Raw genomic sequence first — 13193 nt, forward strand, 5'->3', positions numbered from 1 at the left:
CGGAAGGTCGATAGGCTTCCGCACATGGCTTCTGGAGACATCGTCCCGATCGAGCTCGGCCTGACCGACGGCGATCTCGTCACCTTGTGGGCACCGCGCTGGCGAGACGGTGACGACGAGTGGGAGGCGTTCCTCGGTCACGAGGACGCCCTCTACGGTTTCGAGTCCGTGGCGGAGCTGGCCGCATTCATCCGCACCAACGCCGACAACGACCTGGTGGACCATCCGGCCTGGAAGGTCATCGCGGGTCTGTCGGCGGTCGAACTGGAGCCGGAGGAGAACTTCTCCTTCGACCTGGTCGCGGTGCCGGAGCTGGCGGCGGGCGAGCCCGACGTCGACACCGTCGCCGAGCTGGAGGACACGCTCGGCATGGTCCGCAACATCGGCGAGGTGTGCGAACTGGAGAGGGTGACCAAGTTCTTCGGCTCGCATCCGGTGCTCGGCGCGCTGCCCGGCGGCGTGAGCGCGTTCGTCGGTCGCGACGGCGAGGAGCTGTGGGACCAGATCGGCGCGGCCATCGCCAAGGGCTGGGACGACGTTCTGGACGCCATCGACTCCGTGGTGCGGACGCCCGAGGTCGACGCCGAGGCGGTCGCGGTCGCCGAGGCCGAACTGCTGGCCGCCGAGGAGAACGTGGTCGACGCCGACGACGCGGCCGACAGCGACGAGGACGAGGAGTTCGAGCCCGTCGACCTCGACGAAGAGGAAGACGACGAGGACGAGGAAGACGACGAGGACGAGTCGTTCTGGCACGAGGTCGGCATCGACCCGGTCAAGATCATCACGTCCGAGGGCAGTGTCTTCACGCTGCGCTGTTACCTCGACGACGAGCCGATCTTCCTCGGCTCCAAGGGCTCGATCACCGTGTTCTCCTCCGAACGGGCGCTGGCCCGCTACCTCGCCGACGACCACGAGCACGATCTGTCCCGCGTGAGCACCTTCGCCGATGTGCAGACCGCGGCGGTGGACGGCTCGCTGGAGGTCGAAGTCACCGACGAGAACGTCTACGTGCTGCCCGGCTTGGCCGAGGACCTGGCCGAAGGCCCGGAGGCGGTCGACATCGAGCAGCTGGACCTGGCGGTCGAACTGTTCACCGACGCCGCCGACTACGCCGACGACGACACGGTGGAACAAGCCCTGGCCCAGTCCACCCCGCTGGGCTGGTATGTCTCCTACCTGCTGAACCCCGACCCCACCCGGCTGGCGCCCAACCCGCCGTTCGCCGCCGAGTCCCAGGCCTGGCGGGAACTGGAACGCAACCTGGAGTCCCGGCTCGACAAGCAGTAATCAGGTCAAGCGGATCCAGACCTGCTCGGCCTGCCCGAGCAGGCGTCCGTCGGAGCTGTAGACCGCGGTCGAGGCGAAGCATTTGCGGCCCTGCTCGCCGTGGAACTCGCCCACCACGACGCAGCGCTCGTCGACGTGCGGGATGCCGTGCACCGTGGCGGTCATCGAGCCGAGCAGCGCGGGACGTTCGAGCATGCCGGGCAGCGACCAGCCGCCAGGGCAGTCCATCGCGGCCCACAGCAGCGGCGGCCCCAGCGGCACGGTGGCGTCGGGCACCCACGGCGCGGCCACTCGGTTCTCATCGAGCCTGCCGGGTTCGATGCGCAGACCGTCCGCCCGGCAGCTGCCACAGACGAAGCAGGAAGCGAACATCTCGATGCTCGTGTAGCTGCGTGTCGCCTCCACCGCGTCGTCGAACGCGACATGGCGCGGTGCGTCGCGTTCGAGTTCGCCGCCCTTCGACTCGGCGATCAGTCTGTCCCCGTCGTAGAGCCGTTCGTCCCGCACGTCGAGCGGCGTCTCCAGGGGCGGCGGACTGCGCAGTACCACGGTGACGGCCTGCTCGGGGCGCCGGTCGGCGAGCAGACCGGCCACGTAGCCACCGTTGCCGGAGTCGGGCGGTCCGTTGAATCGGCGGGGGATGCGCAAAGTCGCCATGATCGCCACGCTAGCGAACCGGTTGCCGACTGTGGAACCTCGCTGCCGCGCGGTGATCCGGCGCCGCCTACCCTCGTGCGCGCCCGCATTCCGTCCTATGAACAGCGCTACCCGATGAGGACCGCGTATCCGGGCTTGATGATGTCGTCGATGATCCGCAACCGCTCGGGGAACGGGATGAACGCCGACTTCATGGCATTGATGGTGAACCGTTCCAGGTCGCTCCAGCCGTAGCCGAACGTCTCGACCAGTTTGAGCATCTCCTGGCTCATGCTGGTGTCGCTCATCAGCCGGTTGTCGGTGTTGACCGTGACGCGGAAACGCAGGCGGGCCAGCAGGTCGAAGGGGTGCTTGTCCAGCGAGGGCACCGCGCCGGTCTGCACGTTCGACGACGGACACAGCTCCAGCGGGATGCGCAGGTCGCGGACATAGTTGGCGACCAGCCCGAGCTGTGCGTCCTCGACCGCGCCGGGCACGGTGATGTCGTCGGTGATCCGCACGCCGTGGCCGAGCCGGTCGCAGCCGCAGAACGCGAGCGCCTCGTGGATGGACGGCAGACCGAAGGCCTCGCCCGCGTGGATGGTGAAGTGCGCGCTGTTGGCGCGCATGTATTCGAACGCGTCCAGGTGCCTGCTCGGCGGGTAACCGGCCTCCGCGCCGGCGATGTCGAAACCGCCCACTCCGCGATCGCGGAAGCGCACCGCCAGCTCCGCGATCTCCCGGGAGCGCGCGGCGTGCCGCATCGCCGTGAGCAGACAGGTCACCACGATCGGGTGTCCGTCCTCGGCGGCGGCCGCCTCGCCTTCGCGGAACCCGGTCAGCGTGTGCTCGACCACCTCGTCCAGCGTGAGACCGCGCTCCAAGTGTTGTTCGGGGGCGAAACGCACCTCCGCGTACACCACGCCGTCGGCGGCGAGGTCCTCGGCGCATTCGCGGGCGACCCGGCGCAGGCCCTCGGGGGTCTGCATCACGGCGACGGTATGCGCGAAGGTCTCCAGGTACCGTTCCAGCGATCCGCTGTCGGCCGCGTCGCGGAACCAGGCCGCCAGCGACGCCTCGTCGTCGGCGGGTAGATCCTCGTAGCCGCACTGGGCGGCGAGGTCGAGCACCGTCGCGGGCCGCAGGCCACCGTCGAGGTGGTCGTGCAGCAGCGCTTTGGGCGCTTGGCGGATCGAGGCGAGGGTCAGAGGCATCGGTCCAGTCATGTATCGACGGTAGCCGCAGCGGGCCGAAACGGCAGCCGACTTCGGCCGTAACAACCATCTCGTTGCCCGCCGGATGCTGCCCGGTCCACAACCGGACACCGATCGGTTCTGCGTCACCCGCGCGTCACGTGTGCGGCCCACGACAGGCCGGAGTACCGCAGCCCCTCGGACTGGCCACCGGCGCAGGGCCCGTAGACCGCAAGCGCGTATGTGCGCTGATTCCGGATCGGGAGCCTGGTGATGCTCACCCGTACAGAGGCCGAACGGTCGAGTACGGCGGAGGCCCGGCCGGGGCGGGACGTGTGGAGCAAGCAAGCAGGTGAGCCGCTGGACCGGTGTGGGCGCCGAGACGAGCATCGACATTTCCGCCGAGTTGTGACCCTAAGCCCACGAGACGGGGAACGACCCCTCGACCGCCCATTGGTCAGGCCCGGGGGGCACCGCGGACAGCTCAGGACATGATGCGATCGAGAACCAGCGGGCCCCGAATGGGCGCGGCATCGGTTCCGATGGTGACGGCGTCGCGCAGAGCTTCCATAGCGCCGGGGAACGCCTCGGGAGTATCGGTGTGCAGAGTGAGCAGCGGCTGTCCCGCTGTCACGGCATCGCCGGGCTTGGCGTGCATTTCGATGCCCGCGCCGAACTGAACAGGATCGCCCTGACGTGCCCGGCCCGCCCCGAGACGCCAGGCGGCGATGCCGACACCCAGCGCATCGAGCCTGGTCAGGACGCCTTCTGCGTCGGCGCGCACCGTCTCGGTGTGTTTCGCGGTGGGCAGCTTCGCGTCCGGGTCGCCGCCCTGGGCGCGAATCATCGCCCGCCAATGATCCATTGCTCTGCCGTCAGCCAGCGCGTCGGCGGGGTCGGCATCGAGCCCGGCCAGCGCGACCATCTCGCGAGCCAAGGCGATGGTCAGCTCGACGACGTCGGCGGGACCGCCGCCCGCGAGCACCTCCACCGATTCGGCGACTTCCATGGCATTGCCCGCGGTGCGGCCGAGCGGGGTGTCCATGGCGGTGAGCAACGCGACCGTCCGCACACCCGCGTCGTCGCCGAGTTCGACCATCGCGGTCGCCAGCTCGCGCGCCCCGTCGAGGGTCTTCAGGAACGCGCCGGAGCCGACCTTGACGTCCAGCAACAGCGCCGCGGTGCCCTCGGCGATCTTCTTGCTCATGATGGAGCTGGCGATCAGCGGGATCGATTCGACCGTGCCGGTGACGTCGCGCAAGGCGTAGAGCCGTCGGTCCGCGGGCGCGAGGTCGGCGCCTGCCGCGCAGATCACCGCGCCGATGGCCGGATCGGTCAGGAGATCTCGCATCCGCGACGCGGGCACGTCCGCCTGCCAGCCGGGGATGGATTCCAGCTTGTCCAGGGTGCCGCCGGTATGACCGAGACCGCGCCCGGACAGCTGCGGCACCGCCGCGCCGCACGCCGCGACCAGCGGCGCCAGCGGCAGCGTGATCTTGTCACCCACGCCGCCGGTCGAGTGCTTGTCCACGGTCGGGCGCGGCAGACCGGTGAGGTCCATGCGCCGCCCGGACGCGATCATCGCGGCGGTCCACCGCGCCGTCTCGCGCCGGGTCATCCCGCGCCAGACGATCGCCATGGCCAGCGCCGACATCTGCTCGTCGGCCACCGCGCCGCGGGTGAAGCCGTCGACCACCCAGTCGATCTGCGCGTCCGACAGCTCACCGCCGTCGCGCTTGGTCGTGATGATCGAAACCGCGTCCAGTGCCGTCACGATCGACAGTGTGGCATGGGCCTGCGCGCAGCCGAGTTCTCGCCGATGGGACGCCACCCGCAGCGCTGCAGGTCTCCGGGCGCGCCGAAGCCGAGATCATCGCGGATCCGCAACGATCTACGAGGGCAGACGCACACGAATCGGTATGACCGGCGGTCGCGAGCCGGGCGACACCGGCAGCGTCGCCGAGGTGCTCGCCTAGACCTGCCCCGCGTCCAAGTCGTCGGGGCCGAACGCGTCCGGCAGCAGCGTGCGCAACGGCACGGGCCCGGCCTTGTGATCAACAAGGAGATCGCCTCCACCGTGCTCGTGGAGCAGTTGGCGGCAGCGCCCGCAGGGCATCAGGATTTCGCCGCGAGAATCGGTGACGGAGATGGCCCGAAGACGCCCCCCACCCCCCGAAATCAAGTTACCGATGAGTACGCATTCGGCACACAGGCCCAAACCGTATGAGACATTTTCCACATTGCAACCGCTCACTGTTCGGCCATCGGCACTGAGAGCCGCGGCGCCGACCGGAAACCGCGAGTACGGTGCATAGGCGTTGTGCATGACTTGAAAAGCGTTGTCGCGCAATAATTTCCAGTCGATTTCCGACACAGAGAACCCCTTCGGGACCGAGCCGATCACGGCCGCGCAAGGACCACGACGGAACCCCGCACCCATCAAGAAAGGTAAGCCTAACCCGATCCGGTGTCGCGCAACGCACGGTACGCCGAATTAGTTCCGGGATTGCTGGAGGATTAGAGTCCAGAACAGATCGGTTCAGGTTCCCTGCGACGGGCCGGAGTACAGCCACCTGGGCATTCGCCCGCCACGCCGTCGGGCGTCGGATCTGAAACCGGGTCCATCAACGACGTTGGAGGCACCGCACTCTATGACCACGATTGAAGCTCCGGCCCAGCCGAAGCGGAAGACGCTGTACCGAGGCGACCCCGGAATGTGGTCGTGGGCGCTGCACCGGATCACCGGCGTCACCATCTTCTTCTTCCTCTTCGTCCACGTGCTGGACACCGCCCTGGTGCGCGTGAGCCCGGACACCTACAACGAAGCGATCGAGACCTACAAGACGCCCATCGTGGCGTTGATGGAGATGGGCCTGGTCGTCGTCGTCCTGTTCCACGCGCTCAACGGCGTCCGCGTGATCCTGGTGGACTTCTGGTCCAAGGGCCCGAAGTACCAGCGCCTGATGCTCTGGATCATTCTCGCGATCTGGTTCCTGCTGGCCGTTCCCGCGATCGGGCGCCAGTTCTTCTACCTGTTCACGGAGCACTGAGGACAATGAGCGCACCTGTCATCGGAAAGTCTTACGACCGTCCGGCCAGCCTGGACCTGCCGCGTTCGCCGCGCGCGCGCTCGAACAACAACTTCGAGAAGTACGCCTGGCTGTTCATGCGTTTCTCCGGCCTGCTGCTGATCGTGCTGGTGCTCGGCCACATGGCGATCATGCTGCTGCTCGACGGCGGCGTGAAGCGACTCAACTTCGCCTTCGTCGCAGGCCGCTGGTCCAGCCCGTTCTGGCAGTTCTGGGACCTGACCATGCTGTGGCTGGCGCAGCTGCACGGCGGCAACGGCCTGCGCACGGTCATCGACGACTACTCCCGCAAGGACTCGACCCGCTTCTGGCTCAAGACCCTGCTGGCCGTCTCGATGATCCTGATCATGGGCGTGGGCACCTACGTCATCTTCACCTTCGACCCCAACATCAGTTAGGAACAGGCCCCCTCGCATGAGTGAATCTCGTCCTGTCCAGGAGCACCGCTACGACGTCGTCATCGTCGGCGCGGGCGGCGCGGGCATGCGCGCCGCGATCGAGGCCGGCCCGCGTGCTCGGACGGCGGTGCTGACCAAGCTGTACCCGACCCGCAGCCACACCGGCGCGGCCCAGGGCGGCATGTGCGCCGCGCTGGCCAACGTCGAAGAGGACAACTGGGAATGGCACACCTTCGACACCGTCAAGGGTGGTGACTACCTGGTCGACCAGGACGCCGCGGAGATCATGGCCAAAGAGGCCATCGACGCGGTGCTCGACCTCGAGAAGATGGGCCTGCCGTTCAACCGGACGCCCGAGGGCAAGATCGACCAGCGGCGCTTCGGCGGGCACACTCGCGATCACGGCAAGGCCCCGGTTCGGCGCGCGTGCTACGCCGCCGACCGCACCGGCCACATGATCCTGCAGACGCTGTACCAGAACTGCGTCAAGCACGACGTGGAGTTCTTCAACGAGTTCTACGTGCTGGACCTGGTGCTCACCGACACCGATCGCGGCCCGGTCGCGACCGGCGTGGTCGCCTACGAGCTGGCCACCGGCGACATCCACGTCTTCCACGCCAAGTCGATCGTGTTCGCCACCGGCGGTTCGGGCCGGATGTACAAGACCACCTCGAACGCGCACACCCTGACCGGCGACGGCATGGCGATCGTGTTCCGCAAGGGCCTGCCGCTGGAGGACATGGAGTTCCACCAGTTCCACCCGACGGGCCTGGCCGGACTCGGCATCCTGATCTCCGAGGCCGTCCGCGGCGAGGGCGGCATCCTGCGCAACGCCGACGGCGAGCGGTTCATGGAGCGCTACGCCCCCACCATCAAGGACCTCGCGCCACGTGACATCGTCGCCCGCTCGATGGTGCTCGAGGTGCTGGAGGGTCGCGGCGCGGGACCGAACAAGGACTACGTCTACATCGACGTGACCCACCTCGGCGAGGACGTGCTCGAGGAGAAGCTGCCCGACATCACCGAGTTCTCCCGTACCTACCTGGGTGTGGACCCGGTGAAGGAACTGGTGCCGGTGTTCCCGACCTGTCACTACGTGATGGGCGGCATCCCGACCCGCATCCGCGGCGAGGTGCTGCGCAACAACAGCGACGTCGTCCCCGGCCTCTACGCCGCCGGCGAGTGCGCGTGCGTCTCGGTGCACGGCGCCAACCGTCTGGGCACCAACTCGCTGCTGGACATCAACGTGTTCGGCCGCCGCGCCGGCATCGCCGCCGCGGAGTACGCGCAGCGCAGCGAGTTCGTCGAGCTGCCGGAGAACCCGGCGCAGATGGTGCAGGACTGGCTGACCCAGCTGCTGAGCGAGCACGGCGACGAGCGGGTCGCCGACATCCGCACCGAGCTGCAGCGGTCGATGGACAACAACGCCTCGGTGTTCCGCACCGAGGACACGCTCAAGCAGGCGCTCACCGACATCCACGCGCTCAAGGAGCGTTACGCGCGGATCACCGTGCAGGACAAGGGCAAGCGCTACAACAGCGACCTGCTCGAGGCCGTCGAACTCGGCTTCCTGCTCGAGCTGGCCGAGGTCACCGTGGTCGGCGCGCTCAACCGGAAGGAATCGCGCGGCGGCCACGCCCGCGAGGACTACCCGGACCGCGACGACGTGAACTTCATGCGCCACACGATGGCCTACAAGGAGGGCTCGGAGCTCCTTTCGGACATCCGCCTGGACTTCAAGCCGGTGGTGCAGACCCGTTACGAGCCGATGGAGCGTAAGTACTGATGACTGCTGTTGCCGAAGCACCCTCTTCGCAGACGCCCGCTCCGGTCCCCGAGGGCTCCGTGATGATCACCGTCAAGGTGGCCCGGTTCAACCCGGAGGACGACAAGGGCGCGCACTGGGAGTCCTTCCAGGTGCCCGCGCTGCCGACCGACCGCTTCCTGAACCTGCTGATCTACATCAAGTCCTACTTGGACGGCACGCTCACCTTCCGCCGGTCCTGCGCGCACGGCGTCTGCGGTTCCGACGCGATGCGGATCAACGGCGTCAACCGGCTGGCCTGCAAGGTGCTGATGAAGGACATGCTGCCCAAGAACGGCAAGTCGATCACCGTCACCGTCGAGCCGATCCGCGGCCTGCCCGTGGAGAAGGACCTCGTGGTGAACATGGAGCCGTTCTTCGACGCGTTCCGCGCGGTGAAGCCCTACCTGATCACCTCGGGTAACGAGCCCACCCGCGAGCGCATCCAGAGCCAGGCCGACCGCGCCCGGTTCGACGACACCACCAAGTGCATCCTGTGCGCCTGCTGCACCACCTCCTGCCCCGTGTACTGGAGCGACGGCAGCTACTTCGGCCCGGCCGCGATCGTGAACGCCCACCGCTTCATCTTCGACAGCCGCGACGAAGCCGCCCGCGAACGCCTCGACATCCTCAACGACGTCGAAGGTGTCTGGCGCTGCCGCACCACCTTCAACTGCACCGACGCCTGCCCTCGCGGCATCGAGGTCACCAAGGCGATCCAGGAAGTCAAGCGAGCGCTTCTGTTCACCCGCTGATTTCACGGACCCAGCCGAAACGGAGGCCGCTTTCACCACCCGGTGAAGGCGGCCTTCGCCGTTGTGAGGCGGACTGCTTCCATCGGCGGTCGCTGGCATCTTCAGCCGAGGTCAGGCCGGGTTCACGAGATGCGCCCCAGGTCCGGGTGTGCGACGGATCGCCGAGGGTGGCAAATGGGTGTGGCCGCCGGCGCATTCGAGGACGATGCGGACCGGCTCCTGGCATTCCTCGCCGCTGTCGGTCTGGTGGCGGACCACTACCGAGGGGCCCTGCGGATCTGCCAGATATTTGTCGCCCCATTCGAGTAAGGCGATCATGGTCGGTCGCAGATCCAAGCCGCGCTGGGTGAGGCGGTACTCGTAGCGCTGGCGAGTCCCTGGTTCCCGATAAGGAATTTTTTCCAGCACGTCGGCTTCGACGAGGCTGTCGAGCCGGGCCGAGAGCAGATTGCTGGCTATGCCCAAGCGGTCGCGGAACTCGCTGAACCGTCGCGCGCCGTCGAGCGCCTCCCGCACGATCAGTAGCGACCAGCGTTCTCCGATCACCGACAGCGCACGTGCCACTGAGCAGTTGACGGGGTCGATGCGCGGTGCGGACGTCACGCGGCCACGATACCCATCTGAGTTGACTTTTTACATCCAGGGTCATACGGTGCCGCCATCTGAGTTTCATAACTAAACCTAGGAGGCGGTCGGCATGCCCATGCTCGATGTCTACATCCCTGCGGGCACCTTCACTCCCGAGCGCGAAGCAGCCCTGCTGAACCGAATCACCGAAATCCTCATCCGGCATGAGGGTTTCGACCCGTCGGACCCGATCACACGCTCCGTGTCGTGGGCCTTTCTGCACCGGCCGGCCGCCGTGTTCGTCGGCGGCGCGCCCGCGGAAGCACCACGATACAAAGTGGTGCCGTCCGTACCGGAGGGACAACTCGACGCGATCCAGCGGGCCGGTGTCGTCCGGGAGATCACCGAGGCCATCCTCGACGCCGAGGACGGCGCGTGGCCTCGTGACCCCGGCCGCATCTGGGTCTTCCCCACCGAGATTCCCGAAGGACACTGGGGCGGTTCCGGCGAAATCAAAACCTTGAAGGACATCCTGGCCCGATTGACCGGCGGCAACCTCGACCAAGCCTCGGCACTGGCCACCGAACGAATCACAGCCAGCCGACTCGAACACGATCGGGCTCCGCGATGACGACGAGTGGCACACCAGCGAGCGCTCTACTCGACGTTTGCCACAGCCATGTGCCGCTCGCGGGGGTCGGTGCGGGGGTCCCGTCGGGTCCGGGTCATCGAGCGCGCTCGTGAGCGCCACCGTCGTCTCGTCGCCGGTAGTTCGGCGAGCGCCAGGACCGCGCACAGCCGGATGTCGACATTGTCGGAGTCCAGGCCGGCCGCCACGCTCGCCACACTGTCACCGCCCGCTCGCGCAAGCGTCCAGCGCAGCAGCGCCCACCGCACACGTTCCCGCCGACGAGAACACCAGCGCACGTCGCATATGCTTCGGCTCGGGTCGACCTAGCGCGTGGCGATTCGCCGATGCGCGACGTCCCGTTGAGCAGCCGAAGACGGCCGGGCCGTCTCGAAATCGACCTAGGGGGTCGCGTGGCCGAATCATTGTCGGTCGACCCGGCCCAGCTGCGCGAATCGGCGCAGGAGCTGCGGCAGGCGGCCGAGGACGCCGAACGAGTGGCGAACGAACTGAAGGCGGCACTCGCCGACGAGGGTGAGTTCTGGGGTGACGACGAAGCCGGCGAGACGTTCGCCCACACCTACAAGCCCGGTGCCGACCGTACGTTGGATGGGTTCGACGACCTCGTCGCGGACATACGGGCTATGAGTTCCGCGATGAAGGATGCGGCCGATGCGTTCGAGAACCGGGACCACGACGGCAGGCGGAACATCCGAAACTCGGCCGACGATGGCATCCCGTACACGAACGCACCGAGCCAGAACCGGTCGGCAGGACCCATTCCGCAGCCGATGTCTAGCGAATCCCTCAGTCCCACAGACAATTTCGCACGGTCGCCGAGCACGTTCGATCGCACGGCGAACGGAGACTCCGCCCGTCCGCAGCCGGACACCCCGAACGACCGCGGCAGCGTCGATACACAGCAACCACCGACATCCGGCCAGCAACCCCCGACACCCGGTCAGCAGCCCGCGAATCCTGGCCGGCAGCCCGCGGAGTCCGGACAGCAACCTCCGGAATCCGGACAGCAGGACGATTCGACGACCAATCCTCCAAAAACCGAACCGCAGGACAAATCCGGTGACCAACCCCCGGCGGCCGAGACCGGATCGCCGACGACGCCCGGTAACGGCGCAGAGCGACAGCGAACGCCGGCGAGTACACCGACGAGGCAGCAGGCGGGTCCGCAGACGATGCCGAGCGGCCGCAACGACGCCGGCAAGTCGCCGGCGGGTACGCCGTGGACGCGGAACGGGTCGGGCACCCCTTGGGCAAAGGCTCCGAGCCCCTCGGCCGCGCCGGCGAACGAAACCCCGCCTCGGATATCTCCTCCGCGCACCCCGGACCGCCCGCCCGCGGGCAAGAAACCGGAGCCGGCTCGTCCCGCGCGGAAGCGGGCCCCGAAACCCGCAGGCGTGCGGGCTCACCGAGCAACCGATGCCGAGGCCATGCGGATCGCTCGGGAGATGGCCGCTCGGCACAACATCGAAATCGTCGGATTCGACGCGGCGGGTATCGCCGCGGCAACGGTCCAGGACATCGCCGATGCTGTCGACACCGTCCTCCCGCGGATGCCGGTCGTGCTGCGCGGAGTCGAGATCCGGGATATGACGGATTCGCTGTCTTCCGTCGAGGATCGCAGCACGGCAAAGCGATCCGGGGAGGTGGCGCCGTGGATCGTACTGGCTCACACTGCTGTGATCGATCCTCGGACGTTGGCAGGCCGTTCCCGGGCGACGACCCGATCCGGTCCTCCACGGCGACCGATGTATGCCGCGATCCTGCGGGAACTCGGCGCCGCGATCGACCTCATCGGCGGGTTCCGGGCGCACAAGGAGGCGCAACGCGCGCTCATCACCGAATACGTGCGGATCAACGACCCCCGAGGCCAGACGCTGAGCCGGGTGGTCGCCGGCTACAAGCAGTGGCGGGCGCAGCTCGGCGACAACTGTTTCGAGCAGGGTCTATTTGTTCCGGGCAGGGCGCTGGCCGAGGGATTCGCCGCGGTCGAATCGAGTGAGGACGAGGCCAACGGCCCGCAGAAGGTGCTGGGTCGGCTGCTGGTGGTGATGTCGCGTGGGGCGTTGCCGGACCGGCGATGAGACCCGTCGCGGCCTGGGCGGACGGCGTCTGGTTCTTCTCCCTTCCCACCAGCGGTGAACCACGCACCTGTCGGTCATCATTGTGGGCACGTTCGGAGGTCCGCGGTCGTCGCTGTCCGCTGAGGAATTCGAGTCGGAAGGTCGTGGCATGGATCGATGGGAGCGCGAAGGCCTGCGCTCGGCCAACAACGGCATGCGCAACCAGTTCGAACATCTCCTCGACTCCTTCGAACGTCAGCAGGGCCGGCTCGCCGATGTGTTCCGAGAACTGGAGAATGCTCGCACGCAGGCGAGTTCTCCCGACCAATCGGTAGAGGTGACGGTGGATGCCGCCGGCGTGCTGACGGACCTGCGCCTCACGGCCGCGGCGATGCGCCAGACACCGGAGCAGTTGAGCAGGGTGATCGTGGAGGTCGCCCTGGCCGCGGCGCACCAGGCGAAGCAGCAGGCCGAGGCGCTCGCCGCACCCCTCGACGACCTGCCCGACCTGCCCGATATCTCCCCGGGCGCCCCCAGCCTCAACGAGATTCGCGCCTTCTTCCGCAGGGACAACGAAGGTTCCCCGAGATAGTACGGGGCCGCGTAGTGCAGATGATGCTGCGTACCTGCCGACGACCGGAGAGGAACCTCCCGTCGGCGGAAGGGCACGGGATTCGGTTGCGACCGTGCGATGGCGGCGGCAGTAGCGTTCCCGGAGCCGCTTGCCGGACACGCATCGATGAACGCGTGCCCAC

14 protein-coding genes are annotated in these 13193 nt (G+C 67.6%); 8 read left to right on the plus strand and 6 right to left on the minus strand.

Annotated features, from left to right (window positions below; translation table 11 throughout):
• The first annotated feature begins 24 nt into the window (after positions 1-24).
• Positions 25-1287: a primosomal protein gene (locus ACIA5H_RS03605; RefSeq protein WP_397073685.1), complete on the plus strand. Its 1263-nt coding sequence runs from the start codon at positions 25-27 to the stop codon at positions 1285-1287.
• Here the strand turns inward: ACIA5H_RS03605 and ACIA5H_RS03610 are convergent, their stop codons facing one another.
• The 4 genes from ACIA5H_RS03610 to ACIA5H_RS03625 all read right to left on the minus strand — a co-directional run bounded on the left by ACIA5H_RS03610 (position 1288) and on the right by ACIA5H_RS03625 (position 5490).
• Positions 1288-1944: a hypothetical protein gene (locus ACIA5H_RS03610; protein ID WP_397073687.1), complete on the minus strand. Its 657-nt coding sequence runs from the start codon at positions 1942-1944 to the stop codon at positions 1288-1290.
• 107 nt (positions 1945-2051) lie between these two features.
• Positions 2052-3149, minus strand: coding sequence for an adenosine deaminase (locus ACIA5H_RS03615; RefSeq protein ID WP_355079094.1), 1098 nt, complete (start codon positions 3147-3149; stop codon positions 2052-2054).
• 451 nt (positions 3150-3600) lie between these two features.
• Positions 3601-4890 carry a thymidine phosphorylase gene (locus ACIA5H_RS03620; RefSeq protein WP_397073689.1) on the minus strand — a complete coding sequence of 430 codons (1290 nt, stop codon included), beginning with the start codon at positions 4888-4890 and terminating at the stop codon, positions 3601-3603.
• A gap of 198 nt (positions 4891-5088) precedes the next feature.
• On the minus strand, positions 5089-5490 hold the full coding sequence (locus ACIA5H_RS03625) for a cytidine deaminase (protein ID WP_379252080.1): 402 nt from the start codon (positions 5488-5490) through the stop codon (positions 5089-5091).
• Positions 5491-5767: 277 nt separating this feature from the next.
• Between ACIA5H_RS03625 and sdhC the strand changes: the two genes are divergently transcribed.
• From sdhC to ACIA5H_RS03645, 4 genes are read left to right on the plus strand one after another with little or no spacing between them, the layout of a single operon-like run.
• Positions 5768-6166: a succinate dehydrogenase, cytochrome b556 subunit gene (gene sdhC / locus ACIA5H_RS03630; protein ID WP_083863252.1), complete on the plus strand. Its 399-nt coding sequence runs from the start codon at positions 5768-5770 to the stop codon at positions 6164-6166.
• 5 nt (positions 6167-6171) lie between these two features.
• Positions 6172-6603, plus strand: a complete 432-nt coding sequence (locus ACIA5H_RS03635) for a succinate dehydrogenase hydrophobic membrane anchor subunit (protein WP_039796191.1) — start codon at positions 6172-6174, stop codon at positions 6601-6603.
• 16 nt (positions 6604-6619) lie between these two features.
• The gene (gene sdhA / locus ACIA5H_RS03640) at positions 6620-8389 is read left to right on the plus strand and encodes a succinate dehydrogenase flavoprotein subunit (protein WP_379252079.1); all 1770 of its coding nucleotides are present in this window, start codon (positions 6620-6622) and stop codon (positions 8387-8389) included.
• Positions 8389-9162, plus strand: a complete 774-nt coding sequence (locus tag ACIA5H_RS03645; protein ID WP_355079083.1) for a succinate dehydrogenase iron-sulfur subunit — start codon at positions 8389-8391, stop codon at positions 9160-9162. Before sdhA ends, ACIA5H_RS03645 begins: the two co-directional genes overlap by 1 nt.
• A gap of 111 nt (positions 9163-9273) precedes the next feature.
• Here the strand turns inward: ACIA5H_RS03645 and ACIA5H_RS03650 are convergent, their stop codons facing one another.
• A complete protein-coding gene (locus ACIA5H_RS03650) occupies positions 9274-9765 on the minus strand; it encodes a winged helix-turn-helix transcriptional regulator (RefSeq protein ID WP_379252078.1) in 492 nt (163 codons plus the stop codon).
• A gap of 94 nt (positions 9766-9859) precedes the next feature.
• On the opposite strand from ACIA5H_RS03650, the gene ACIA5H_RS03655 reads away from it, so the two are divergent.
• Positions 9860-10360: a hypothetical protein gene (locus ACIA5H_RS03655; protein ID WP_397073693.1), complete on the plus strand. Its 501-nt coding sequence runs from the start codon at positions 9860-9862 to the stop codon at positions 10358-10360.
• Between the two features lie 419 nt (positions 10361-10779).
• Here the strand turns inward: ACIA5H_RS03655 and ACIA5H_RS03660 are convergent, their stop codons facing one another.
• Complete coding sequence (locus ACIA5H_RS03660; RefSeq protein ID WP_397073695.1) at positions 10780-11052, minus strand: hypothetical protein; 273 nt, start codon at positions 11050-11052, stop codon at positions 10780-10782.
• Positions 11053-11805: 753 nt separating this feature from the next.
• Here ACIA5H_RS03660 and ACIA5H_RS03665 point away from each other — a divergent pair.
• Positions 11806-12459, plus strand: a complete 654-nt coding sequence (locus ACIA5H_RS03665; RefSeq protein WP_397073697.1) for a hypothetical protein — start codon at positions 11806-11808, stop codon at positions 12457-12459.
• A gap of 148 nt (positions 12460-12607) precedes the next feature.
• A complete protein-coding gene (locus tag ACIA5H_RS03670; protein ID WP_397073699.1) occupies positions 12608-13030 on the plus strand; it encodes a YbaB/EbfC family nucleoid-associated protein in 423 nt (140 codons plus the stop codon).
• Positions 13031-13193 lie beyond the last annotated feature (163 nt).

It is taken from the genome of Nocardia sp. NPDC051900 (assembly GCF_044452545.1).
Lineage (GTDB): Bacteria > Actinomycetota > Actinomycetes > Mycobacteriales > Mycobacteriaceae > Nocardia > Nocardia sichangensis.

Coding starts and splice junctions, on each gene's coding strand:
- sdhC (WP_083863252.1), top strand. CDS start 5,768: ATGACCACGATTGAAGCTCCGGCCCAGCCGAAGCGGAAGACGCTGTAC.
- ACIA5H_RS03665 (WP_397073697.1), top strand. CDS start 11,806: ATGCGGATCGCTCGGGAGATGGCCGCTCGGCACAACATCGAAATCGTC.
- ACIA5H_RS03615 (WP_355079094.1), bottom strand. CDS start 3,149: ATGACTGGACCGATGCCTCTGACCCTCGCCTCGATCCGCCAAGCGCCC.
- ACIA5H_RS03655 (WP_397073693.1), top strand. CDS start 9,860: ATGCCCATGCTCGATGTCTACATCCCTGCGGGCACCTTCACTCCCGAG.
- ACIA5H_RS03635 (WP_039796191.1), top strand. CDS start 6,172: ATGAGCGCACCTGTCATCGGAAAGTCTTACGACCGTCCGGCCAGCCTG.
- ACIA5H_RS03670 (WP_397073699.1), top strand. CDS start 12,608: ATGGATCGATGGGAGCGCGAAGGCCTGCGCTCGGCCAACAACGGCATG.
- ACIA5H_RS03610 (WP_397073687.1), bottom strand. CDS start 1,944: ATGGCGACTTTGCGCATCCCCCGCCGATTCAACGGACCGCCCGACTCC.
- ACIA5H_RS03645 (WP_355079083.1), top strand. CDS start 8,389: ATGACTGCTGTTGCCGAAGCACCCTCTTCGCAGACGCCCGCTCCGGTC.
- ACIA5H_RS03605 (WP_397073685.1), top strand. CDS start 25: ATGGCTTCTGGAGACATCGTCCCGATCGAGCTCGGCCTGACCGACGGC.
- sdhA (WP_379252079.1), top strand. CDS start 6,620: ATGAGTGAATCTCGTCCTGTCCAGGAGCACCGCTACGACGTCGTCATC.